39 protein-coding genes and 1 pseudogene are annotated in these 22,765 nt (G+C 45.1%); 30 read left to right on the forward strand and 10 right to left on the reverse strand.

Annotation, left to right across the window (positions count from 1 at the left end):
• From tuf to rplQ, 29 genes and pseudogenes are all read left to right on the forward strand, one after another.
• A pseudogene (gene tuf, locus CWO27_RS19760) lies at positions 1-347 on the forward strand (elongation factor Tu); the annotation flags it as partial.
• Between the two features lie 446 nt (positions 348-793).
• Positions 794-1,105: a 30S ribosomal protein S10 gene (gene rpsJ / locus CWO27_RS19765; RefSeq protein ID WP_004736761.1), complete on the forward strand. Its 312-nt coding sequence runs from the start codon at positions 794-796 to the stop codon at positions 1,103-1,105.
• A gap of 14 nt (positions 1,106-1,119) precedes the next feature.
• A complete protein-coding gene (gene rplC, locus CWO27_RS19770; RefSeq protein WP_004736763.1) occupies positions 1,120-1,749 on the forward strand; it encodes a 50S ribosomal protein L3 in 630 nt (209 codons plus the stop codon).
• Between the two features lie 16 nt (positions 1,750-1,765).
• Complete coding sequence (gene rplD, locus CWO27_RS19775; RefSeq protein ID WP_004738803.1) at positions 1,766-2,368, forward strand: 50S ribosomal protein L4; 603 nt, start codon at positions 1,766-1,768, stop codon at positions 2,366-2,368.
• Positions 2,365-2,667, forward strand: coding sequence for a 50S ribosomal protein L23 (rplW, locus tag CWO27_RS19780; RefSeq protein ID WP_004736765.1), 303 nt, complete (start codon positions 2,365-2,367; stop codon positions 2,665-2,667). Before rplD ends, rplW begins: the two co-directional genes overlap by 4 nt.
• A gap of 14 nt (positions 2,668-2,681) precedes the next feature.
• Entirely contained in the window at positions 2,682-3,506 is an 825-nt protein-coding gene (rplB, locus tag CWO27_RS19785) for a 50S ribosomal protein L2 (protein WP_010435149.1), read from the forward strand.
• 19 nt (positions 3,507-3,525) lie between these two features.
• Positions 3,526-3,804 carry a 30S ribosomal protein S19 gene (gene rpsS, locus CWO27_RS19790; protein WP_004736729.1) on the forward strand — a complete coding sequence of 93 codons (279 nt, stop codon included), beginning with the start codon at positions 3,526-3,528 and terminating at the stop codon, positions 3,802-3,804.
• Between the two features lie 10 nt (positions 3,805-3,814).
• On the forward strand, positions 3,815-4,147 hold the full coding sequence (gene rplV / locus CWO27_RS19795; RefSeq protein ID WP_004736732.1) for a 50S ribosomal protein L22: 333 nt from the start codon (positions 3,815-3,817) through the stop codon (positions 4,145-4,147).
• 18 nt (positions 4,148-4,165) lie between these two features.
• Positions 4,166-4,864 carry a 30S ribosomal protein S3 gene (gene rpsC / locus CWO27_RS19800; RefSeq protein WP_004736734.1) on the forward strand — a complete coding sequence of 233 codons (699 nt, stop codon included), beginning with the start codon at positions 4,166-4,168 and terminating at the stop codon, positions 4,862-4,864.
• Positions 4,865-4,875: 11 nt separating this feature from the next.
• Positions 4,876-5,286 (forward strand): 50S ribosomal protein L16, encoded by a 411-nt coding sequence (rplP, locus tag CWO27_RS19805; protein ID WP_004736736.1) that lies wholly within the window; start codon positions 4,876-4,878, stop codon positions 5,284-5,286.
• Positions 5,286-5,477 (forward strand): 50S ribosomal protein L29, encoded by a 192-nt coding sequence (rpmC, locus tag CWO27_RS19810; protein WP_004736737.1) that lies wholly within the window; start codon positions 5,286-5,288, stop codon positions 5,475-5,477. Before rplP ends, rpmC begins: the two co-directional genes overlap by 1 nt.
• Complete coding sequence (rpsQ, locus tag CWO27_RS19815) at positions 5,477-5,731, forward strand: 30S ribosomal protein S17 (protein WP_004736739.1); 255 nt, start codon at positions 5,477-5,479, stop codon at positions 5,729-5,731. The genes rpmC and rpsQ overlap by 1 nt, the downstream gene beginning before the upstream one ends.
• Positions 5,732-5,893: 162 nt before the next feature.
• Complete coding sequence (gene rplN, locus CWO27_RS19820; protein ID WP_004736740.1) at positions 5,894-6,265, forward strand: 50S ribosomal protein L14; 372 nt, start codon at positions 5,894-5,896, stop codon at positions 6,263-6,265.
• 11 nt (positions 6,266-6,276) lie between these two features.
• Positions 6,277-6,594 carry a 50S ribosomal protein L24 gene (gene rplX, locus CWO27_RS19825; protein WP_004738792.1) on the forward strand — a complete coding sequence of 106 codons (318 nt, stop codon included), beginning with the start codon at positions 6,277-6,279 and terminating at the stop codon, positions 6,592-6,594.
• Between the two features lie 24 nt (positions 6,595-6,618).
• Positions 6,619-7,158, forward strand: a complete 540-nt coding sequence (gene rplE, locus CWO27_RS19830; protein ID WP_004738790.1) for a 50S ribosomal protein L5 — start codon at positions 6,619-6,621, stop codon at positions 7,156-7,158.
• Between the two features lie 16 nt (positions 7,159-7,174).
• Complete coding sequence (gene rpsN, locus CWO27_RS19835) at positions 7,175-7,480, forward strand: 30S ribosomal protein S14 (RefSeq protein ID WP_004738789.1); 306 nt, start codon at positions 7,175-7,177, stop codon at positions 7,478-7,480.
• Positions 7,481-7,509: 29 nt separating this feature from the next.
• Positions 7,510-7,902 carry a 30S ribosomal protein S8 gene (gene rpsH, locus CWO27_RS19840; RefSeq protein WP_017061309.1) on the forward strand — a complete coding sequence of 131 codons (393 nt, stop codon included), beginning with the start codon at positions 7,510-7,512 and terminating at the stop codon, positions 7,900-7,902.
• A gap of 10 nt (positions 7,903-7,912) precedes the next feature.
• Positions 7,913-8,446 (forward strand): 50S ribosomal protein L6, encoded by a 534-nt coding sequence (gene rplF / locus CWO27_RS19845; protein WP_017061308.1) that lies wholly within the window; start codon positions 7,913-7,915, stop codon positions 8,444-8,446.
• A gap of 9 nt (positions 8,447-8,455) precedes the next feature.
• Positions 8,456-8,809, forward strand: coding sequence for a 50S ribosomal protein L18 (gene rplR, locus CWO27_RS19850; RefSeq protein ID WP_004738784.1), 354 nt, complete (start codon positions 8,456-8,458; stop codon positions 8,807-8,809).
• Positions 8,810-8,823: 14 nt separating this feature from the next.
• On the forward strand, positions 8,824-9,324 hold the full coding sequence (gene rpsE, locus CWO27_RS19855) for a 30S ribosomal protein S5 (RefSeq protein ID WP_017061307.1): 501 nt from the start codon (positions 8,824-8,826) through the stop codon (positions 9,322-9,324).
• A 7-nt stretch (positions 9,325-9,331) separates the two neighbouring features.
• Positions 9,332-9,508 carry a 50S ribosomal protein L30 gene (gene rpmD / locus CWO27_RS19860; protein WP_004736756.1) on the forward strand — a complete coding sequence of 59 codons (177 nt, stop codon included), beginning with the start codon at positions 9,332-9,334 and terminating at the stop codon, positions 9,506-9,508.
• 5 nt (positions 9,509-9,513) lie between these two features.
• Positions 9,514-9,948: a 50S ribosomal protein L15 gene (gene rplO, locus CWO27_RS19865; protein ID WP_004736758.1), complete on the forward strand. Its 435-nt coding sequence runs from the start codon at positions 9,514-9,516 to the stop codon at positions 9,946-9,948.
• A 20-nt stretch (positions 9,949-9,968) separates the two neighbouring features.
• Entirely contained in the window at positions 9,969-11,303 is a 1,335-nt protein-coding gene (secY, locus tag CWO27_RS19870; RefSeq protein ID WP_004738781.1) for a preprotein translocase subunit SecY, read from the forward strand.
• Between the two features lie 41 nt (positions 11,304-11,344).
• Complete coding sequence (gene rpmJ / locus CWO27_RS19875) at positions 11,345-11,458, forward strand: 50S ribosomal protein L36 (protein WP_000868186.1); 114 nt, start codon at positions 11,345-11,347, stop codon at positions 11,456-11,458.
• Between the two features lie 148 nt (positions 11,459-11,606).
• Complete coding sequence (gene rpsM, locus CWO27_RS19880; protein WP_004738779.1) at positions 11,607-11,963, forward strand: 30S ribosomal protein S13; 357 nt, start codon at positions 11,607-11,609, stop codon at positions 11,961-11,963.
• Positions 11,964-11,982: 19 nt separating this feature from the next.
• Positions 11,983-12,372, forward strand: a complete 390-nt coding sequence (gene rpsK / locus CWO27_RS19885; RefSeq protein ID WP_004738778.1) for a 30S ribosomal protein S11 — start codon at positions 11,983-11,985, stop codon at positions 12,370-12,372.
• A 31-nt stretch (positions 12,373-12,403) separates the two neighbouring features.
• Positions 12,404-13,024, forward strand: coding sequence for a 30S ribosomal protein S4 (gene rpsD, locus CWO27_RS19890; RefSeq protein WP_004738777.1), 621 nt, complete (start codon positions 12,404-12,406; stop codon positions 13,022-13,024).
• 22 nt (positions 13,025-13,046) lie between these two features.
• Positions 13,047-14,039, forward strand: coding sequence for a DNA-directed RNA polymerase subunit alpha (locus CWO27_RS19895; RefSeq protein ID WP_004729813.1), 993 nt, complete (start codon positions 13,047-13,049; stop codon positions 14,037-14,039).
• A gap of 24 nt (positions 14,040-14,063) precedes the next feature.
• Positions 14,064-14,444 (forward strand): 50S ribosomal protein L17, encoded by a 381-nt coding sequence (rplQ, locus tag CWO27_RS19900; protein ID WP_004729812.1) that lies wholly within the window; start codon positions 14,064-14,066, stop codon positions 14,442-14,444.
• Positions 14,445-14,711: 267 nt separating this feature from the next.
• Here the strand turns inward: rplQ and CWO27_RS19905 are convergent, their stop codons facing one another.
• Both CWO27_RS19905 and CWO27_RS19910 read right to left on the reverse strand, forming a co-directional pair.
• The gene (locus CWO27_RS19905; protein WP_102433634.1) at positions 14,712-15,206 is read right to left on the reverse strand and encodes a DUF2780 domain-containing protein; all 495 of its coding nucleotides are present in this window, start codon (positions 15,204-15,206) and stop codon (positions 14,712-14,714) included.
• 134 nt (positions 15,207-15,340) lie between these two features.
• Positions 15,341-15,961: an FKBP-type peptidyl-prolyl cis-trans isomerase gene (locus CWO27_RS19910; RefSeq protein ID WP_107899426.1), complete on the reverse strand. Its 621-nt coding sequence runs from the start codon at positions 15,959-15,961 to the stop codon at positions 15,341-15,343.
• Positions 15,962-16,174: 213 nt separating this feature from the next.
• Here CWO27_RS19910 and CWO27_RS19915 point away from each other — a divergent pair, with 213 nt between their 5' ends.
• Positions 16,175-16,759, forward strand: a complete 585-nt coding sequence (locus CWO27_RS19915) for a LysM-like peptidoglycan-binding domain-containing protein (protein WP_102433635.1) — start codon at positions 16,175-16,177, stop codon at positions 16,757-16,759.
• 43 nt (positions 16,760-16,802) lie between these two features.
• Here CWO27_RS19915 and CWO27_RS19920 read toward each other — a convergent pair whose 3' ends face one another.
• From CWO27_RS19920 to CWO27_RS19955, 8 genes are all read right to left on the reverse strand, one after another.
• A complete protein-coding gene (locus tag CWO27_RS19920) occupies positions 16,803-17,651 on the reverse strand; it encodes a DMT family transporter (RefSeq protein ID WP_102433636.1) in 849 nt (282 codons plus the stop codon).
• Positions 17,651-18,103 (reverse strand): GNAT family N-acetyltransferase, encoded by a 453-nt coding sequence (locus CWO27_RS19925; RefSeq protein ID WP_048659301.1) that lies wholly within the window; start codon positions 18,101-18,103, stop codon positions 17,651-17,653. The genes CWO27_RS19920 and CWO27_RS19925 overlap by 1 nt, the downstream gene beginning before the upstream one ends.
• A 57-nt stretch (positions 18,104-18,160) precedes the next feature.
• Positions 18,161-18,727, reverse strand: coding sequence for a Crp/Fnr family transcriptional regulator (locus tag CWO27_RS19930; RefSeq protein WP_048659300.1), 567 nt, complete (start codon positions 18,725-18,727; stop codon positions 18,161-18,163).
• A 71-nt stretch (positions 18,728-18,798) separates the two neighbouring features.
• Entirely contained in the window at positions 18,799-20,553 is a 1,755-nt protein-coding gene (locus tag CWO27_RS19935; protein ID WP_102433637.1) for a lysophospholipid acyltransferase family protein, read from the reverse strand.
• 12 nt (positions 20,554-20,565) lie between these two features.
• On the reverse strand, positions 20,566-21,009 hold the full coding sequence (locus tag CWO27_RS19940) for a hypothetical protein (protein WP_055319933.1): 444 nt from the start codon (positions 21,007-21,009) through the stop codon (positions 20,566-20,568).
• A gap of 10 nt (positions 21,010-21,019) precedes the next feature.
• Positions 21,020-21,457, reverse strand: coding sequence for a YHS domain-containing (seleno)protein (locus tag CWO27_RS19945; protein ID WP_102433638.1), 438 nt, complete (start codon positions 21,455-21,457; stop codon positions 21,020-21,022).
• A 12-nt stretch (positions 21,458-21,469) separates the two neighbouring features.
• Entirely contained in the window at positions 21,470-22,219 is a 750-nt protein-coding gene (locus CWO27_RS19950; protein ID WP_102433639.1) for an NRDE family protein, read from the reverse strand.
• Positions 22,220-22,221: 2 nt separating this feature from the next.
• Complete coding sequence (locus tag CWO27_RS19955; RefSeq protein WP_102433640.1) at positions 22,222-22,764, reverse strand: hypothetical protein; 543 nt, start codon at positions 22,762-22,764, stop codon at positions 22,222-22,224.
• Position 22,765 lies beyond the last annotated feature (1 nt).

Below are 22,765 nucleotides of genomic sequence, written 5' to 3' on the forward strand. Positions count from 1 at the left end.
GTGGTACTAAGCGTGATGACGTTGAACGTGGTCAAGTACTTTCTGCGAAAGGTTCTATCAACCCACACACTAAGTTTGAGTCTGAAGTATACGTACTTTCTAAAGACGAAGGCGGCCGTCACACTCCTTTCTTCAAAGGTTACCGTCCACAGTTCTACTTCCGTACAACTGACGTAACAGGCGACATCACTCTACCAGAAGGCGTAGAAATGGTAATGCCAGGTGACAACGTTCAAATGACTGTTGAGCTAATCGCTCCAATCGCAATGGACGAAGGTCTACGTTTCGCAATCCGCGAAGGTGGCCGTACAGTTGGTGCTGGTGTTGTAGCTAAAATCTTCGCTTAATAGCATTTAGATTTTTGCACACTCTTCATTAGAAGAGCACGCATCTGAAAAAGGGGAGCTTCGGCTCCCTTTTGTTTTCTCTAAAGAAATATTACCTTCCATCTATCTTTTTCCCTCTTGATACAAAACCAACTTCCAATAAATTCCGATTATTTTTCCAACACTACTTGCATACTAAAGTGTGATCTGTATAATGCATCGCACTGGCTAACGCTGGTTGTGAACCAATGAGCACTGAGGAGTAGGTCTTACCTAGTAATGTATACTCAGCTTATGTTCGCGGTTAATAAAAATAGTAAACTTTTTGTTTGCTTCAAAAGTTAACTGACAATGCGTCCTAATTTTGGATGCTACGGTTTCACATAAATCAATCGGCATTCTCTCGTTTTATCGGGTTTGAGTGGCGATATTGTTTGTGTAATTTTTAATAATTGGAGCTCTGTCTCATGCAGAACCAACGTATTCGTATCCGCCTTAAAGCGTTTGATTACAAGCTAATCGATGCTTCAACTGCGGAAATCGTTGAAACAGCAAAACGTACTGGCGCACAGGTTCGTGGTCCTATTCCACTTCCTACTCGTAAAGAGCGTTTCACTGTTCTTACCTCTCCACACGTCAACAAAGATGCACGTGATCAGTACGAAATCCGTACTCACAAGCGTTTGATCGACATCGTTGAGCCAACAGATAAAACTGTTGATGCTCTAATGCGTCTTGATCTTGCAGCTGGCGTTGATGTTCAAATCAGCCTAGGTTAAGGGAGATAAGAATAATGATTGGTCTAGTCGGACGTAAAGTGGGTATGACCCGCGTATTTACTGAAGAAGGCGTTTCTATCCCAGTAACTGTTGTTGAGGTTGAAGCGAACCGTATTTCTCAAGTTAAAACTCTTGAGACAGACGGCTACGCAGCAATCCAAGTAACTACTGGTGCTAAGAAAGCTAACCGTGTAACTAAACCTGAAGCTGGTCACTTCGCGAAAGCGGGTGTAGAAGCAGGTCGCGGTCTTTGGGAATTCCGTTTAGAAAACGGCGAAGAGTTTGAAGTTGGCGCTGAGCTAAACGTAGAACTTTTCAACGAAATTAAAAAAGTAGACGTTACTGGTACATCTAAAGGTAAAGGCTTCCAAGGCGCTATCAAGCGTTGGAACTTCTCTACTCAAGATATGACTCACGGTAACTCTTTGTCTCACCGCGCACCGGGTTCAATTGGCCAATGTCAAACTCCAGGCCGCGTGTTTAAAGGCAAGAAAATGGCAGGTCACATGGGTGCTGAGCGTGTAACGACTCAAAACCTAGAGATCGTACGTGTTGACGCTGAGCGCAATCTACTCCTTATTAAAGGTGCAGTACCGGGCTCAACAGGCGGAAACGTGATCGTAAAACCTGCTGTTAAAGCATAACGTCTAGGAGTAAGTAATGGAATTGATGGTTAAAGGTGCTGATGCACTAACTGTTTCCGAGACTACTTTCGGACGTGACTTCAACGAAGCTCTTGTACACCAAGTAGTTGTTGCATATGCAGCAGGTGCTCGTCAAGGTACTCGTGCTCAAAAGACTCGTTCTGAAGTATCTGGCGGTGGCGCTAAGCCATGGCGTCAAAAAGGTACTGGCCGCGCACGTGCTGGTACAATTCGTAGCCCAATCTGGCGTACAGGTGGTGTTACTTTTGCTGCGAAACCACAAGATCACAGCCAAAAAGTAAACAAAAAAATGTACCGCGGTGCTATGAAGAGCATTCTTTCTGAGCTAGTTCGTCAAGAGCGTTTAATCGTTGTTGATAACTTCTCTGTAGAAGCACCAAAAACAAAAGAACTTGTAGCTAAGCTTAAAGAGCTTGAGCTAAGCGACGTTCTGATTGTGACTGGCGAAGTAGATGAAAATCTATTCTTAGCTGCTCGTAACCTATACAAAGTAGATGCACGTGATGTTGCTGGTGTTGATCCAGTATCACTAATCGCTTTCGACAAGGTTCTAATGACTGCTGACGCAGTTAAGCAAGTTGAGGAGATGCTAGCATGATCACTGAAGAGCGTATCTTAAAAGTTCTACGTGCTCCGCACATCTCTGAAAAAGCAACTATGGCAGCTGAGAAAGCGAACACTATCGTTTTCAAAGTAGCTAAAGATGCAACTAAGAAAGAGATCAAAGCAGCTGTAGAAAAGCTATTTGAAGTTGAAGTTAAGTCTGTAAATACTCTTGTATTAAAGGGTAAGACCAAACGTCAAGGTATGCGTGAAGGCCGTCGTTCAGACGTGAAAAAAGCCTACGTTACTTTGAAAGAAGGTCAAGATCTTGACTTCGTTGGCGGCGCGGAATAACAGGAGTAGTAAAAATGGCTATTGTTAAATGTAAGCCGACTTCCCCTGGTCGTCGTCACGTCGTTAAAGTTGTTAACGCTGACCTACACAAGGGTAAGCCATACGCACCACTTCTAGAGAAAAACTCTAAGAACGGTGGTCGTAACAACAACGGTCGTATTACAGTACGTCACATCGGTGGTGGTCATAAGCACCATTACCGTGTAATTGACTTCAAACGTACTAAAGATGGCATCCCAGCGAAAGTTGAGCGTCTAGAATACGATCCAAACCGTAGTGCTAACATCGCTCTAGTTCTGTACGCAGACGGTGAGCGTCGTTACATCATTGCACCTAAAGGTGTTAACGCAGGCGACCAGATTCAATCTGGCGTAGATGCTGCAATCAAAGCAGGTAACACTCTGCCGATGCGCAACATCCCAGTAGGTTCTACTGTACACTGTGTTGAACTTAAGCCTGGTAAAGGTGCTCAACTAGCTCGTTCGGCTGGTGCTTATGCTCAAATCATCGCTCGCGATGGTGCATACGTAACTATCCGTCTACGTTCTGGTGAGATGCGCAAAGTACTTTCTGAAGGTCGTGCAACGATCGGTGAAGTTGGTAACTCTGAGCATATGCTACGTGAACTTGGTAAAGCTGGTGCTTCACGCTGGCGCGGCGTACGTCCAACCGTACGTGGTGTAGTAATGAACCCGGTGGATCACCCACATGGTGGTGGTGAAGGCCGCACATCTGGTGGTCGTCACCCAGTTTCTCCTTGGGGCGTTCCTACTAAGGGCTTCAAGACTCGTAAGAACAAGCGCACTGACAAGTACATCGTACGTCGTCGCACTAAATAATTTATAAAGAGGAATCGCCATGCCACGTTCTCTCAAGAAAGGTCCTTTTATTGACCTACACTTGCTGAAGAAGGTAGAGAAAGCGGTGGAAAGCGGAGACAAAAAGCCTATTAAGACTTGGTCCCGTCGCTCAATGATCATCCCAACAATGATTGGTTTGACCATCGCTGTCCATAATGGTCGTCAGCACGTTCCAGTTTTCGTTACCGAAGAAATGATCGGTCACAAACTGGGCGAATTTGCACCAACTCGTACTTATCGCGGTCATGCTGCAGATAAGAAAGCTAAGAAGAAATAAGGAGTAGATGATGGAAGCTTTAGCTAAACATAACTTTGCTCGTATTTCTCCACAGAAAGCTCGCTTAGTTGCAGACCAAATTCGCGGTAAGTCGGTAGACCAAGCTCTAGAAATTCTAACTTTCAGCAACAAAAAAGCTGCTGTATTAGTTAAGAAGGTTCTTGAGTCAGCTATCGCTAACGCGGAACATAACGAAGGTGCAGATATCGACGATCTAAATGTCGCTAAAATCTTCGTAGATGAGGGCCCTATCATGAAGCGTATTATGCCTCGTGCTAAAGGTCGTGCGGATCGTATCTTGAAGCGTTCAAGCCACATCACTATTGTTGTAGCAGATCGCTAAAGACTAGGAGAGTAAGCAATGGGTCAGAAAGTACATCCTAATGGTATTCGTCTTGGCATCGTTAAGCCTTGGAATGCTACATGGTTTGCTAATACCAACGAATTCGCTGACAACCTAGACGGCGACTTCAAGGTACGTCAGTTCCTTACAAAGGAACTACAAAAAGCATCATTATCTCGTATCGTTATCGAGCGTCCAGCTAAGAGCATCCGTGTGACTATTCACACTGCTCGTCCTGGCGTTGTTATCGGTAAGAAAGGTGAAGACGTAGAGAAGCTACGCGCAGCTGTAGCTAAAATCGCAGGTGTACCAGCGCAAATTAACATCGCTGAAGTACGTAAGCCTGAGCTAGATGGTCAGCTTGTAGCTGATAGCATCGCGTCTCAACTAGAGCGTCGTGTTATGTTCCGTCGTGCAATGAAGCGTGCGGTACAAAATGCTATGCGTCTAGGCGCTAAAGGCATCAAAGTACAAGTAGGCGGCCGTCTTGGCGGTGCTGAAATCGCACGTTCTGAGTGGTACCGTGAAGGCCGTGTGCCTCTACACACTCTACGTGCAGACATTGATTACGCAACTTCTTCGGCTCACACTCAATACGGTGTGATCGGCATTAAAGTTTGGATCTTCAAAGGTGAGATTCTAGGCGGTATGCCAGCTGCTAACGCAGTAGAGCCAAAAGGCGATAAGCCTAAGAAGCAGCGTAAAGGCCGTAAGTAAGGAGTCGAACGATGCTACAACCAAAACGTACTAAGTTCCGCAAGGTTATGACTGGTCGTAACCGTGGTCTAGCTAAAGGTACTGAAGTAAGCTTCGGCGAATTCGGTCTTAAAGCTGTTGGCCGTGGTCGTCTGACTGCACGTCAAATCGAAGCGGCACGTCGTGCTATGACACGTCACATTAAGCGTCAAGGTCAAATCTGGATCCGTGTATTCCCAGACAAGCCGATTACTGAAAAGCCTCTTGAAGTTCGTCAAGGTAAAGGTAAAGGTTCAGTTGCGTACTGGGTTGCTCAAATCCAACCAGGCAAAGTTATGTACGAGATGAATGGCGTACCTGAAGAGTTGGCACGTGAAGCGTTCCGCCTAGCGGCACGTAAACTGCCTGTTAAAACTACTTTTGTAACTAAGCAGGTGATGTGATGAAAGCACAAGATCTACGCGAAAAGAACGTTGAAGAGCTTAACGCTGAGCTATTGAATTTGCTACGTGAACAGTTCAACTTGCGCATGCAAGCTGCAACTGGTCAACTACAGCAAACTCATACTCTAAAAGCTGTACGCCGTGACATCGCACGTGTGAAAACTGTTTTGACTGAAAAGGCAGGCGCATAATGAGCGAAACTAACCGCATCCAGCAAGGCCGTGTAGTAAGTGACAAGATGGACAAGTCTATCGTTGTTGCTATTGAACGCACTGTAAAACACCCAATTTACGGTAAGTTCATCAAACGCACGACTAAAGTACACGCACACGACGAAGACAACACTTGTGGCCTAGGCGACAAAGTTGAAATCGCTGAGTGTCGTCCTCTGTCTAAGACTAAGTCTTGGACATTGGTTAAAGTTCTAGAAAAAGCGAAGATTTAATCTTTGTAATTCTATAACTTATAAGCGGCTCCAAATAATTTTTTGGAGCCGCTTGTTTTTTGTCTACCCAATTTAAAAAAAGGGTGGTACAATTCGCGTCCCTTTTAAAGAGGCAGCCCGACCCGAGAGGGTCTAGTTTTAATATTTAGCGGAGCACTAACAATGATCCAGATGCAAAGTACACTTGACGCAGCAGATAACTCTGGCGCGCGCAAGGTAATGTGTATTAAGGTTCTGGGTGGCTCTCACCGCCGTTATGCACATATCGGTGACGTCATCAAGGTTACAGTGAAGGAAGCGATTCCTCGCGGTAAAGTAAAAAAAGGTGATGTTCTGAAGGCGGTAGTAGTGCGCACCCGTAAAGGCGTTCGTCGCCCAGACGGTTCTGTCATTCGCTTCGACAGTAATGCTTGTGTATTGTTAAATGACACTACTGAGCAACCAGTCGGCACACGTATCTTTGGTCCTGTGACTCGTGAACTTCGTAACGCGAAATTCATGAAGATTGTATCACTAGCACCTGAAGTTCTGTAAGGAGCGGCAATATGGCAGCTAAAATCCGTCGTAATGACGAAGTAATCATTCTTGCTGGTAAAGATAAAGGCAAGAAAGGTAAAGTAACTAAGGTTCTGACAACTGGTAAAGTTATCGTTGAAGGCATCAACCTTGTTAAGAAACACCAAAAGCCGGTTCCGGCTCTAGGTCAACAAGGTGGCATCGTTGAACAAGAAGCAGCTATTGATGCTTCTAACGTTGCTGTTTTTAACGCGGCTACTGGTAAAGCAGACCGTATCGGTTTCCGTATCGAAGATGGCAAGAAAGTTCGTTTCTTCAAATCTAACGGCGAAACTGTTTCTAACTAATTAGAAGTAATTTGGAGTTCTACTATGGCGAAACTGCATGATTACTACAAGTCGTCTGTAGTCGCTGAGCTTACCAAAGAGTTCAGCTACACAAGCGTCATGCAAGTCCCTAGGATTGAGAAAATCACCCTAAACATGGGCGTTGGTGAAGCAATCAACGATAAGAAACTGCTAGAAAACGCAGCAGCTGATATGGCAACGATCTCTGGTCAAAAGCCACTTATCACTAAAGCGCGTAAATCTGTAGCTGGTTTCAAAATTCGTGAAGGCTACCCAATTGGTTGTAAAGTAACCTTGCGTGGTGAGCGCATGTGGGAATTTTTAGAGCGTTTAATCTCTATCGCACTTCCACGTGTACGTGATTTCCGTGGTGTTAGCGCTAAGTCTTTTGACGGTCGCGGTAACTACAGCATGGGCGTTCGCGAGCAAATCATCTTTCCGGAAATCGACTACGATAAAGTCGATCGTGTCCGCGGTCTTGATATTACTATCACGACTTCTGCGGGTTCCGATGAGGAAGGCCGAGCTCTGCTGGCTGCCTTTAACTTCCCATTCCGTAAGTAAGGGTAGGGTTACTGTTATGGCTAAACAATCAATGAAAGCACGTGAAGCTAAACGTGCAAAACTAGTAGCTAAGTTCGCTGAAAAGCGTTCTGCGCTAAAAGTTATCATTAGCGATGTAAACGCATCTGAAGAAGATCGTTGGAATGCGGTTCTTAAACTGCAATCTCTTCCACGTGATTCAAGTGCATCACGTCAGCGCAACCGTTGCAACCAAACTGGTCGTCCACACGGTTACCTACGTAAATTCGGTCTAAGCCGCATTAAGGTTCGTGAAGCTTGCATGAAAGGCGAGATTCCGGGTCTTCGTAAGGCTAGCTGGTAATTGCCACTTAATCATTTGGAGTAAATCTTATGAGCATGCAAGATCCGATTTCGGATATGCTGACCCGAGTTCGTAACGGTCAGGCAGCAAACAAAGTTGCTGTAAAAATGCCTTCTTCAAAGCTTAAAGTTGCAATTGCTGCATTACTTAAAGCTGAAGGTTACATCGTAGACTTCGCTGTTAACAGCGAAGCAAAACCTGAGCTAGAAGTTACTCTTAAGTACTTCCAAGCTAAACCTGTAATCGAGCAAATCAAGCGTGTATCACGTCCTGGTCTAAGAGTTTATAAAAATAAAGACTCTTTACCTACAGTGATGGGTGGTCTTGGTATTGCAGTTGTTTCTACTTCCAAGGGTCTGATGTCTGACCGTGCTGCTCGTAAAGCAGGTCTTGGCGGTGAAATCATCTGTTACGTAGCTTAAGGAGTAGATTATGTCTCGTGTTGCTAAAGCACCTGTCGCTATTCCAGCTGGCGTAGAGGTGAAACTAAACGGCCAAGAAGTTACTGTAAAAGGTAGCAAAGGTGAGCTTACTCGCGTTCTTAACAGCGCCGTAGTTATTGCACAGGAAGAAACCAACCTAACTTTCGGTCCGAAAGAAGGTGTTACTAACGCATGGGCACAAGCTGGTACAGCTCGCGCTCTAGTTAATAACATGGTTATGGGTGTTACTGAGGGCTTCACTAAGAAGCTAACTCTTAAGGGTGTTGGTTACCGTGCTGCTATGAAAGGCAACTCTGTAGCTCTAACTCTTGGTTTTTCTCACCCAGTAGAGCACGCTCTACCTGAAGGTATTAAAGCTGAGTGCCCTAGCCAAACTGAGATCATCATTACTGGTTGCGATAAGCAAGTAGTAGGTCAAGTTGCGGCTGACATTCGTTCTTACCGTGCTCCTGAGCCTTACAAAGGCAAAGGTGTTCGTTACGCAGATGAAAATGTGCGTACTAAAGAAGCTAAGAAGAAGTAAGGTATCACTATGGATAAGAAAGCATCTCGCATCCGTCGTGCTACACGTGCACGTCGTAAGATTGCAGAACTTGGTGCAACTCGCCTGGTAGTACACCGTACTCCTCGCCATGTTTACGCACAAGTTATCGCGGCAAACGGCTCTGAGGTTATCGCAGCTGCTTCTACTGTAGAAAAAGCGATCCGTGAGCAAGTTAAGAACACTGGTAACGTTGATGCAGCTAAAGCAGTTGGTAAAGCTGTTGCTGAGCGCGCTCTTGAAAAAGGCGTAGCTTCAGTTGCATTTGATCGTTCTGGTTTCCAATACCACGGTCGAGTAGCGGCGCTAGCAGAATCTGCTCGCGAAGCTGGTCTGAAATTCTAAGGTAGGGTTGGAAGATGGCTAAAGAACAACAACAAGCTAATGATTTGCAAGAAAAGCTGATCGCAGTTAACCGTGTATCTAAGACGGTTAAAGGTGGTCGAATCATGAGCTTTACTGCACTAACAGTAGTTGGTGACGGTAACGGTCGCGTAGGTTTCGGTTACGGCAAAGCTCGTGAAGTACCTGCTGCGATTCAAAAAGCAATGGAAAAAGCGCGCCGTAATATGGTTACAGTATCGCTTAACGAAGGCACTCTTCACCACCCGGTGAAAGGTCGTCATTCGGGCTCTAAAGTTTACATGCAGCCAGCTGCAGAAGGTACAGGTGTTATTGCCGGTGGTGCAATGCGTGCTGTACTTGAAGTTGCGGGCGTACATAACGTACTTTCTAAAGCATACGGTTCAACGAACCCGATCAACATCGTTCGTGCAACGATTGGTGCTCTAGTAGACGTTAAGTCACCAGAAATGGTTGCTGCTAAACGTGGTCTAACTGTTGAATCTATTTCGGAGTAAGCACACGATGGCAACTATTAAAGTAACTCAAACTAAAAGCTCAATTGGTCGCCTACCTAAGCACAAAGCGTGTCTTAAAGGTCTAGGTCTTCGTCGCATCAACCATACAGTAGAACTTGAAGATACTCCGTGCGTACGCGGTATGATCAACAAGGTTTACTACATGGTTAAGATTGAGGAGTAATCAGAATGCGTTTGAATACTCTATCACCGGCTGCTGGCTCTAAACCTTCTAAGAAGCGTGTAGGTCGTGGTATCGGTTCTGGCCTTGGTAAAACAGGTGGCCGCGGTCACAAAGGTCAAAAGTCACGTTCTGGCGGCTCTGTTCGTCCAGGTTTTGAAGGCGGTCAAATGCCTCTAAAACAACGTCTACCTAAATTCGGTTTCACTTCTCGTAAGAGCCTAGTGTCTGCTGAAGTTCGTCTAGCTGAGCTAGCGAAAGTAACAGGTGACGTAGTTGATCTTAACAGCCTTAAAGCTGCTAACGTTATCACTAAGAACATCGAATTTGTTAAGATCGTTCTTTCTGGTGACCTAAGCAAAGCTGTGACTGTTAAAGGTCTACGCGTGACTAAAGGCGCTAAAGCTGCAATCGAAGCTGCAGGCGGTAAAATCGAGGAATAATCTCGAGGAACGAGGTACAGATGGCTAAGAAACCAGGACAAGATTTTCGTAGTGCTCAGAGCGGCTTAAGTGAACTAAAGTCGCGCTTATTATTCGTAATTGGTGCACTTTTAGTATTCCGAGCCGGCTCTTTTGTGCCGATCCCTGGTATTGACGCAGCTGTACTTGCCGATTTGTTCGATCAGCAAAAAGGTACCATCGTTGAAATGTTTAACATGTTCTCCGGTGGTGCTCTTGAGCGTGCATCTATATTAGCATTGGGTATCATGCCGTACATTTCGGCATCGATCGTAGTCCAATTGCTAACTGTAGTTCATCCAGCGTTAGCGGAACTCAAGAAAGAGGGTGAAGCAGGCCGTCGTAAGATAAGCCAATATACACGCTACGGCACGCTTGTACTTGCAACATTCCAAGCTATTGGTATCGCAACAGGCTTACCAAACATGGTCGACAATCTGGTTGTTATCAACCAAACCATGTTTACGCTTATTGCTACCGTGAGTTTAGTAACTGGTACCATGTTCTTAATGTGGTTAGGTGAACAAATCACTGAGCGAGGAATCGGTAATGGTATTTCCATTCTGATTTTTGCAGGTATTGTTGCTGGATTGCCTTCTGCAATCGGTCAAACAATCGAGCAAGCGCGTCAAGGTGAATTGCATGTGCTTCTTCTGCTGTTGATTGCTGTATTGTCTTTTGCTGTTATTTACTTCGTAGTTTTCATGGAGCGTGGTCAACGTCGTATCGTCGTTAACTATGCGAAACGTCAACAAGGTCGTAAAGTTTTTGCAGCACAAAGCTCTCACTTGCCTCTTAAGATTAATATGGCAGGTGTTATTCCAGCGATTTTTGCATCGAGTATTATTTTGTTCCCAGGAACATTAGCACAGTGGTTTGGTCAAAATGGTGAAAGCAGCGCGTTCGGTTGGTTAACTGACGTGTCATTAGCTCTTAGCCCAGGTCAACCTTTGTATGTAATGCTTTATGCAGCAGCTATAATCTTCTTCTGTTTCTTCTATACAGCGTTGGTGTTTAACCCACGTGAAACAGCTGATAACTTGAAGAAGTCTGGTGCATTCGTACCCGGTATCCGCCCAGGTGAGCAGACAGCGAAATATATCGATAAAGTGATGACTAGACTAACCCTTGCGGGCGCTCTATACATTACTTTTATATGTCTGATTCCTGAGTTCATGATGGTCGCGTGGAACGTTCGTTTCTACTTCGGCGGCACATCACTACTAATCGTAGTGGTAGTTATCATGGATTTCATGGCACAGGTACAGACTCATCTGATGTCACAACAGTATGATTCTGTGTTAAAGAAAGCGAATCTGAAAGGTTACGGCCGTTAATTCGGTGGTAATTATTTCGATTCCATTTACGGAGTTTAGCAATGAAAGTTCGTGCTTCCGTTAAAAAAATCTGCCGTAACTGTAAAGTTATCAAGCGTAACGGTGTCGTTCGCGTGATTTGCAGTGAGCCAAAGCATAAGCAACGCCAAGGCTAATTAGCAGAAATTTTTACTTGAAATACAAGGTAGAGTCGAGTATATTCCTCGGCCTACCTTTTGCGTGCAAAAGAAGTAGTATGCCGCAGCGTATCCATAACGGGCTTTGCTGCGGATAATTCTTTTATGAACCCCTTAGGAGTGAATAATGGCCCGTATAGCCGGCATTAACATTCCTGATCATAAGCATTCTGTAATTGCACTTACTGCAATCTACGGTATCGGTAAAACTCGCTCTCAAGCTATTCTAGCTGAAGTGGGTATTGCTGAAGATGCTAAGATCAGTGAACTAACTGAAGAGCAGATCGATCAACTGCGTGATGGTGTAGCTAAGTACACTGTAGAAGGTGATCTACGTCGTGAAGTATCGATGAACATCAAGCGTCTTATGGACCTTGGCTGTTACCGCGGTCTTCGTCATCGTCGCAGTCTACCACTACGTGGACAGCGTACTAAAACCAACGCTCGCACCCGTAAGGGTCCGCGCAAGCCGATCAAGAAATAGTCGGATAAGGTAGAGTACAATGGCAAAACAACCAACTCGCGCGCGTAAGCGCGTACGCAAGCAAGTAGCTGATGGCGTAGCGCACATTCATGCTTCTTTCAACAACACAATCGTAACTATCACTGACCGTCAAGGCAACGCTCTTGCATGGGCTACAGCAGGTGGTTCAGGTTTCCGTGGTTCTCGTAAATCTACTCCGTTCGCAGCACAAGTTGCAGCTGAGCGTTGTGGTGAAATGGCTAAAGAATATGGCCTAAAGAACTTGGAAGTTATGGTTAAGGGTCCAGGTCCAGGTCGCGAATCTACTGTTCGTGCACTGAACGCTGCTGGTTTCCGTATCACTAACATTGTTGATGCGACACCAATCCCTCATAACGGTTGTCGTCCACCTAAGAAACGTCGCGTTTAAGTTTCGTTTCTAGGAATATTGGAGAAAGATCATGGCAAGATATTTGGGTCCTAAGCTGAAGCTTAGCCGTCGCGAAGGTACTGACTTATTCCTTAAGTCTGGTGTCCGTGCGATCGATACCAAGTGTAAAATTGATAACGCACCAGGTGTACACGGCGCTCGTCGCGGTCGTCTATCTGAGTATGGCGTTCAGCTTCGTGAGAAGCAAAAAGTTCGTCGTATCTACGGCGTTCTAGAAAAACAATTCCGCAACTACTACAAAGAAGCTGCACGTCTTAAAGGCAACACAGGTGCAAACCTGCTTCAGCTTCTTGAAGGTCGTCTTGATAACGTAGTTTACCGTATGGGCTTTGGCGCTACTCGTGCTGAATCTCGTCAACTAGTTAGCCACAAGTCTATCCTAGTTAACGGTAAAGTTGTAAACGTTCCTTCTTTCAAAGTAGCGGCAAACGACGTTGTTTCTATCCGCGAGAAAGCTAAACAGCAATCTCGTATTAAAGCGGCTCTAGAAGTTGCTGAACAACGTGAAAAGCCAACTTGGATTGAAGTAGATGCTGGCAAAATGGAAGGTACATTCAAGCGTATGCCTGAGCGTTCTGACCTATCAGCTGACATCAATGAACACTTGATCGTCGAACTTTACTCTAAGTAAGGTTAAAAAAAGAGAGGACACAATGCAGGGTTCTGTAACAGAATTTCTTAAGCCGCGTCTTGTTGACATTGAACAGATCAATACGACACACGCGAAAGTAACTCTTGAGCCATTAGAGCGCGGTTTCGGCCACACTCTAGGTAATGCTCTTCGCCGCATTCTTCTATCTTCTATGCCGGGTTGTGCCGTAACAGAAGTTGAAATTGAAGGTGTGCTACACGAATACAGCACTAAAGAAGGCGTTCAGGAAGATATCCTGGAAATCCTTCTAAACCTTAAAGGTTTGGCTGTACGCGTTGCTGAAGGCAAAGATGAAGTGTTTATTACACTGAACAAATCAGGCTCAGGCCCTGTTGTTGCAGGTGACATCACCCACGATGGTGATGTAGAGATCGCTAACCCTGAGCACGTAATTTGTCACCTAACGGATGACAATGCTGAGATCGCTATGCGTATCAAAGTAGAACGTGGTCGTGGTTACGTTCCAGCTTCAGCTCGTATCCATACTGAAGAAGATGAGCGTCCTATCGGTCGTCTACTAGTTGACGCTACTTACAGCCCGGTTGATAAAATCGCTTACGCTGTAGAAGCGGCACGTGTAGAGCAACGTACTGATCTAGACAAGCTTGTTATCGATATGGAAACGAACGGTACTCTAGAACCTGAGGAAGCAATCCGTCGTGCAGCTACTATTTTAGCTGAACAACTGGATGCGTTCGTAGATCTTCGTGATGTACGTGTACCTGAGGAGAAGGAAGAGAAGCCAGAATTCGATCCTATCCTACTACGTCCTGTAGACGATCTTGAACTAACAGTTCGCTCTGCTAACTGTTTGAAAGCAGAAGCGATTCACTACATCGGTGATCTTGTACAGCGCACTGAGGTTGAGCTACTTAAAACGCCAAACCTTGGTAAGAAATCTCTTACAGAGATTAAAGATGTGCTTGCTTCACGTGGTCTTTCTCTAGGCATGCGTCTAGAAAACTGGCCACCAGCGTCAATCGCTGAAGATTAATCGAAAAGTTAGAAGGATTAGGTCATGCGCCATCGTAAAAGTGGTCGTCAACTCAACCGCAACAGCAGTCATCGCAAAGCGATGTTCAGCAACATGGCTAGCTCTCTTGTTCGTCACGAAGTTATTAAAACTACCGTGCCTAAAGCAAAAGAACTACGTCGCGTAATTGAGCCATTGATTACCCTAGCTAAGACAGACAGTGTTGCTAACCGTCGTCTTGCATTTGCTCGCACTCGTGATAACGAAGTTGTAGCAAAACTATTTAATGAACTAGGCCCGCGTTTCGCGGCTCGCCAAGGTGGTTACACTCGCATTCTTAAATGTGGTTTCCGTACTGGTGATAAAGCTCCAATGGCTTACATTGAGCTTGTAGACCGCCCAGCTGCTGAAGAAGCTGCTGAGTAATCTATACTAGATTCTTAATACAAAAGCCGAGCATTAGCTCGGCTTTTTTGTATCTGTCGAATAAGGAATAGATAATAGAAATTGCACCATGATGTTTGGCATTTTTGCTTGTCTTATCTGCTCCATTTTTCAACATATCTCATCTCATCTCATCTCATCTCATCTCATCTCATCTCATCTCATCTCAAATATCTTTTCTTCCACGCATAAAAAAGAGCACCGAAGTGCCCTTATCAAATTCTTAAGCTAGTTATTAATAACTAACGGTTATTGCCATATAGCTGCAAGTGAATCCATCAAGCCGCTTGTTGCGCCTTGAGATTGCAGTGTTTGCAGAATGATTGGCGCAAACGTTGATACCATCGATGGATCCATACCTAAACTAGAAAAGGCACTTTCAACTCCGCCTTGTGAGTTTAGTAGTGTTGATAGCCCCGTAGACTCAAGAGTCGACATGCCAGGAATCAGCGTTGTAAGTTCTTTGTTGTCAGCAGTGCCAAGAGAGTTTTGAGCAAGAGCCAACATTGAACCGATACCGCCAATAGCTTGATCGCTGGTAACAGAAGCTTGGTCGGCAACGGTATCTGCAAGCGGCGTTGTTTCGTTTTGTTGAGACCACATATTCACTGCTGCCATTAGTGCAGTTTGGGATAGTTGGGAATAGTTAGTATCTGATGATGAACTGGTTTGTTCAGAGTCACTAGTGCTAGCGCAAGAGACAACAGCAAGGCTGCTTAAAACTGTGATGAGTACTTTCTTCATTATTCGTCCTTAAGTAATAAAGTAATTTACTCTTTCACTATAAACGAAAAACGGCGATGTAGTCACATCGCCGTTGGATTATTTCAATTTTATTTGCCTATAGTATTTTGTTTTACTATAGGTTTTTATAAAAATTAAAGAATTGCTAGAAGTTCTACTTCAAATACTAGAGCAGCAAATGCTGGGATTGCAGCACCTGCGCCACGCTCACCGTATGCTAGATCTTGAGGGATGTATAGCTTCCACTTAGAACCAACAGGCATCATTTGTAGAGCTTGTACCCAACCTTGAATTACGCCAGTTACTGGGAACTCAGCAGGTTGACCGCGAGATACAGAGCTGTCGAAAACAGTACCGTCAGTTAGTTCGCCGTGGTAGTGAACACGTACTTGCTTGTCTGCAGTTGGGATTTCGCCAGTACCTTCAGTTAGTACTTCGTACTGAAGACCAGACTCAAGAACCGTTACTTCTGAACGAAGAGCGTTGTCAGCTAGGAAAGCTTCGCCGTCAGCAGCAGCAGCTTTAGCTAGTTCTTGACGTGCAGCTTCACCACGAGTGTGTAGCTCTTGTAGTGCGTTGTTGATTTCGTCAACTTCGATAGCTGGCATGTCGCCAACTAGAGCTGTTGCGATACCAGCAGCGATTGCGTCAACGTTTAGGCCTTCAAGACCAGAACCAGCAAGTTGTTGGCCCATTTGTAGACCGATACCGTAGCTAGCTTTTTGCTCTACAGTTTCAAATTTTACTTCAGACATGAAAAGTCACTCTTTTTGTCAGTACGAAAAGGGTAAGAATACCAGTATTAGCAGCGTGAAGAAACGGCTAGCCTCTGATCACTTGCGCTTTACCGTGCCCAAATCACAGCCATGTCAATTTTCTCGCTTTGAGCCTTGTTGTGACGGAAAGATCTATACTGTTGGTACTTTGGTTTTTATACTGTAGTTATTCAATGTATAGGACGCAGTGGTATGAATCGTCGTCAAAAGAAAAAACAGAAAGTTGACCACTTAGCAGAATTCAAGGATCGACTGAATCAGGTCAAAGAGAAATTGAGTTCGATCGATGTGAAGAAAATGAAAACCTCGACAGCGCAAACTTGGGGCTCATTGCCGAAGTTACACCAAAGACTGTTGATGGTTATTTCTCCGATCGTACTGATATTACTTTTTGTGCCGCTACCAGAACCTAAAGTAGACGTTGCACCAACAACATCGCGCGTTGAGCTAGAGATAAACACCGTTGGCTTAAGCGAACAGCAAAATGCCAAGAGCAGTTCATCAGAAACGAGCAACAACAACTGGCAGGAGTACCTCGTAAAGCAAGGGGATACGTTAGCACAGGTTTTTCGAAACAACGACTTACCGTTGTCAGACTTGAATGCGCTAGTGCGTATTGAAGGCTCAGACAAACCACTAAGTCAGATTCGTAAAGGCCAGTTAGTTCGATTCAAACTGGCCGAGACCGGGCAGCTAGACATTCTTCAGTTAGAAAAAGGCAACACTTCGGTGATGTTCTTCCGCTTGTCTGATGGCGGCTTTGGCCGTAGTAAATAAGTGCCTGCTTGAGTTATGAACTCAACAGCATGATAGAAAAGAGCTAAGCATTGGCTCTTTTTTTTGGTCGCTTGAAAGGGGCGAGTGGCAAGATGATCAGCATAATACCGATAAAGGTTAATGTATCTGGAATCTCATCGAACCAAATGGCGCCAATTAGCGCGACAAACACCAAGCCTGAATATTCTGCCAAGGCGATTTGGCTTGAGTGTGCTTTTTGGTAGGCAGAAACCGCAAGGCCGTTATAGCTTAAGATTAACGTTGCACTTAGTGCTATGTACCCCAAGTGCTCGACAGACACAGGTTGCCAGTATAAGAAGCACAGTATAAATGATGCAGGAATAGAGAATAAGGTTGTCCACCACAGTGTCGTGACTACAGATTGCTCACTAGGGAGTTTTCGTACCAATACATTGAATAGTGCGAGTGTCAGCGCTGTACCCAAAGCAAACAGTGCTGCCCAATGAAATTGTGATGGCCTTAAGACAATAAGGGCACCGATGAAACCTATGGTCGTGGCGATGACCTTGCCGAGTGCTGGTTGCTCTTTCAATAACAACATAGAGAGCGGCAACATCAATAAAGGCGCGACATAAAATACAGCGTTGGCGGTTGCCAAAGACAAGTGAGTGATCGCGACCAGCATACACCCACTACCAATTAGAATTAATTGACCTCGAATGAAGGTTACTTTGGCTTGCTGTAAGCGTCGTTGTTCTTTTTTCTGCTGTAACCACAGTGGGGTGATGATCAGAAGAGATATCAACTGTCGGAAAAAAATATATTGAAGAGGCGGTACCTCGCCATTCAATAGCTTTACTGCTACATCGGAAAGCGAGGCAAACAAATTACCTGCAACCAACAATAGAATACCGGCAGTGATATTCGTCATTATTTTTCTAATCTCATATCTACATGAGGAATGTCATCTTCGAGGTACATATGCGAGATGGTCTTGAAGCCGTGGCTCGCATAGAACTTCTCTAGGTGCTGCTGCGCCCCAATATCAATAGTCGTACTCGGCCAAAGAGACTCACAGTGTGCTAACGCCTCTTTGATCAATTGATGCCCTAAACCATCGCCTCTTGCTGATTGCTTAGTTGCCACTCGGCCGATGCTGGTGTTGTCATAACTCGTGCCTGGCGGCAACAATCGCGCACACGCCACTAACTCCTCATCTGCGTAACCAAGAAGGTGGTGAACACCAGCGAGTGTGTCTTTACCGTCAAGTTCTGGATAAGGGCAGGTTTGCTCAACCACAAATACATCTACTCGCAGTTTAAGTAGTTGATAAAGCTGATGTGTTGAAAGTTCAGAGAAAGGAATTGAGTGCCAAGTGATCATGTTTACGTCCAGAGATTATCGATGCTCTGAATGTACTATGCGCGATGCATGTTGGCATTAACTATTGTTAATTCGACCTTTAATTCTGCTCAAGCTTATCGCGGTTATTCCTAAATAAGCGGCAATTTGATTGTCGTTGAGGCGCTGTTCAAGGTCTGGATAGTGTTCGCAGAAAAGCTGGTAACGTTGCTCAGGGGTATAAAGCAGCATGAAGCGTTCTTTGTTTTCCTTATGCATCAGTTGTGTTTCTAACAGCTTTAAATACAAAGGGTTATTCGATGCACGCCACTCGATTACCGCATTCATTGGCAGTTCTAACATTGTGATGGGTGTTAGTGTTTCAAGCAGATACGGGGAAGCTTGGTTTTTTATCAGACTCTCAAAACCGATGATCCAATCTTGTTCCCAGTAGAACTCTTTGCTGTATTGCTTACCATCATCAGTGAGGTAGCAAGCATGGCACAAGCCTTCAAGTACGAAGTAGATTGAGCCAGCCATCTCACCTTGGTTAATAAGGATGTGTCTGGTCGGTAGCTCAAGTGGCTTGGCGACAGCGACTAGAGATTCAATCTGACTTTCTGAGAAGTCGAAGCTTTGCAGTTGTTCGATAAAAGAGGTGTGCATGAAAATAACCTAACCCAAATAAGTGCCGAAATCATCGCACTTATTTGAGTGTAGGTACAGTTCGGGCTAAATCAGCGTCGAGCGTGTTGCTCTAGGTAGTTTTGAGCGAGTTCTCTACCCATGTATTTACCTAAGGTCTTCAAAGGTACCTTCTTAAGGTTCACGACAATCAAACCATCTAAGGCATCATTAAATGATGGGTCGACGTTAAAGCAAACCAGTTTCCCGTTCATCCCTAGGTATTGGCGCAATAATACCGGTAAGCCTTTTCCTTGTTCCATCCGTGCTAATACTTTTGAAAGTAGGGGCACACTCGCCAGTGACGACAATAGATGATTTTGCCAGAACACATGACTACTGGTATTGAGTGGTGAAGAAGGGGAAACCAGATTCGCTTTTTCTTCATCGTAGTGGTGAATTGATAAAGTGGTCGCGATCAACAGGCGTGCATTGTGGCTGTAATCATTACTGATACTGACCGGGCCAAATAGGTGGGTGTATTGAGGATGACGAGACACAAAGGTTGCGATACCTTTCCATAGCAATAACAGTGAGTTAAGGCTCTTTTGGTAAGGCTTGCTCACGACAGAACGGCCAAGTTCAATGCTGTTGTCTAACGTATCGATAAACTCTTGGTTATAGTTAAACAGACTGCGGGAATAGAGTTGGTCCAACCCGTGCTCTGCGATTAACTTGTCGACCATACCCAGTCGATAAGCGCCGACCAATTCTGCCTTAGTTTTGTTCCACACAAACAGTTGGTGGTAGTAAAGGTCGTACTCATCTAAATCACAAGCAAGCCCACTGCCTTCTCCAACTTCACGGAAGCTCTCTTCTCTGACTCGACCAATCTCACGCATTAAGTTTGGAATAGATTGGCTTGGCGTGCAGTAGACCTCGAAGTCGCCTTGTTCGAGCAGCTTCATCTCTTCAGGGAGTGAGCCTACCTCTATTGCCAATACTTCTGGTGATATTGGCGCTATCACTTGAGTATCGAAAGAGGGCGCGTGGATTGGTGTATTCGTACTATCTTGTTGACTCATTAGGTAGGTATTAAGTCGTAGGTAGTTGACGATATCCATCTCTTTTTCAAATGATTTTATCTCTGAATACGGAATCGATGAGCCAATCGAGATAGAGATAGTTGTCGCTTGTTTATTAAGAAGTTCACGCCCGAGTAGAGCGGTTCTCAACAGTGGATGTACACGACCCGCTTGGTAGAAAAGCTCACTGTTTTTTCCATTGATAAAGATAGGAACCGTAGTGGCTTGATGACGTTTAACGAACTTCGCGACTGATTTGCTCCATTCGATATCAGTTAGTGTTTTAGCCCCTTTGCGGTAACTTGAGACTTCCCCTGCAGGGAACACGATCAATAGCCCGCCGTCGGCTAGGTGACGATTGGCATCACGAATGGCTTTGGCATTGGTGCGCTTCGATTCTTTACTATTAAAGACATCAACACCTATGAAAAGGTCATCCAGTTCAGGCAGTCGCTTGAGTAACTCATTCGCTAATACTTTCACATCCTTTCTTACCGATCCTACGAGATCAGCAAGGATCACACCTTCAATGGCGCCAAGTGGGTGGTTCGCCACAATCACGACTGGTCCTTCTTCCGGGATGTATTCCGTGCTTCCCGATGCAACCGAGTAGTCGATATTGAGCGCCGATAGGGTGTAATTCATGAATTCAAAGCTAGATAACTCGTTTTTTCGATCTTGGTAGAGTCGATCTAGCTTAGATAGCCCAGTTGCCCACTCGACAACAGACTCACCTAAACCAAAAGGCGTGTAACGTGGTAAACGAAAAGGACTATCAATCATAATGAAGCTACCTTATTGACTAAAGTTGTTTAGGAAACCGTCTTGATTCTTGAAATCTTTCACACTTAAAAACGCACCGCATAACCAAACTAGGCATGCCATGCCAAACAATAACCCGCCGTCGTAACCGACAATTTCACCCGCTGCATTGAACTCAGGCATTTGAATACCTAATGGCGTAAATAGGTGGAAGAATATTGCGCCACTCATGATCCCCACACTCATAATGGCGCCAAGGCCATGCCAACGAGTGAATAGTAGAATGGCCGCTATTAATTCAGCGAATCCAATCAAGTAGCCGCCAAACGAACCGAACCAGCTTAAGCCTGACCATGTTGCTAGCGTGCCAAAGATATGCTCTGTCTCGTACGAGCCGGTGAACTTAAAGAACAGCGACTGAATAAACACAAAAGCGATAAATGCTGCTGGGAGATGTTTAGCAGGAGTGAATGTCATGGTTATTCCCTTACTTAATCAGCTGCGGCCAAGCTTTATCGGCTTGTTGAATATGCTGTGCACGGTCTTGCTCCCAAGTGGCTTGAATCTCTTGGTCGTAGTTAAGATAAAGTTTGTCATCAACTATGGTCCAGTACTGTGGATCGCCTGGTGCGAAGTCGTTTTTGGCAGAAACGGCCCATGCGCAATAACCACCATATTGAGGGGCATATTTTTCAGGATTATTAACAAATAAAGTCAGATTCTTTTCAGAAGAGAAATACCAGTCCGCGCCTTTGTACTCTGTGCTGAACTTCTTGCTCCCTTCAACAGGCTTTCCAGAAGTGAAGTATGCGACGGTATCGTAGCCATCGAGTGCCTTACTGCTAAAGAAGCCGGTATAGATTTCATCGGCAGCAAATACGTACGGGCTAACAAGTAGCATGACCATGGTGATTAGTTTTCTCATGATGGACTCCATCTATAGATTGATTGCGGGTGACAAATCGAAGGTAAAGCGCTGTTGATTTATCTGGCATGGGTTTATTGGTTCGCAAGGTGAGCCGGGTGCATAAAATATAGAGGCTTGACCGTGCAGATTACGTAAATGGGTAAAGCTGACTGTGTGTGCATCTTCACGATGCATACAGGTTGCTAAATGGGGCTGTTCACTGTGATGGTGAGAATGAAACTTGAGTAAGCTCTGTTGATTCTTACCTGTTGCCATAAGCTGATCGTATTTTGCTTGTCGGTAAGCTTGCACTCGCTCTAAATCAACCCCGGATGAGAACAGTGGTGAGTCGGTTTCCACTATTTTCTGTTGAATGCCATCCCACATGTAGGCAATCACCAAACCATTGTGTTGAGTTAGGTTCGGTGCGAAAGCCAGCAAGGTAAACGGGGCAAAAGAGTGGAGGTCGAGCTTATGAAACGCTTCAGAGAGCTGACTGATATTACGACTTGAGGATAGGTTCTTAAGTAACAAACCACGGCTGACCAAAGGACCAACTGGAACAAGGCCTTGATAGTTATTGAGTAGGCATAGCGAAAGCCCGAACTCATTAATGCTTATCCAGCTACCACCGCCAGTTGGGTCGAGTGGCATGATGATATCGACACCGTTAACTCGGTACTGCTTAGGTGGCATTGCTAATGCTCGGGTCTTTTGCTCATCACGATTAAAAAAGACCTGATAGCCATTTTCTTCAAGCAACCAAGATACTGAACACATAGTTATTGCTCCCTCAGATAGCTACTGGTGGTTGGGGCATAACCAAAGGTGTTGCAGGTTTCAATGTCTAGGAAGGTGGTGATCACCTTGATCATCGCGTAATGATGATTGGCATGCAGCGCCGCAAAAGTCACTTCTCTTTCTAGCGTAGAAGGTAGGCTTGCAAATACTTGAACATCCATCGAAACCTCGGTTTGGATCATGATAGGCGCTTCGAGATCGTTGCGGTCTAATCGTTCAAGCCAGTTGATCACATAGTGGATCTCTTTTACTGCGATTGAACGATCGTATTCGACCGGATGACCACGGCGACGAGTGTTGTAATCAACGGTCGCGTTCTCTTTTAAAATCAGCGCATGAAAAAGATCGAGCGTGTGGCGAGTGTGCTCACCAATAGAGCTTGTGACGTGCGGCTTCGCTCGTGTCAGATAGTCGCTGTCAGAAATCGCTAATAGAAACTCTAAACCCTGATTCAATATTTCTACCGCTCCCTTGATACTAGGAGAGAAAGAAGTGAGGGCGCTCGGTTGGGCTGTGGGGTTCATT

Source organism: Vibrio sp. 10N.286.51.C3 (assembly GCF_003050065.1).
GTDB classification, from domain to species: Bacteria; Pseudomonadota; Gammaproteobacteria; order Enterobacterales; family Vibrionaceae; genus Vibrio; species Vibrio crassostreae.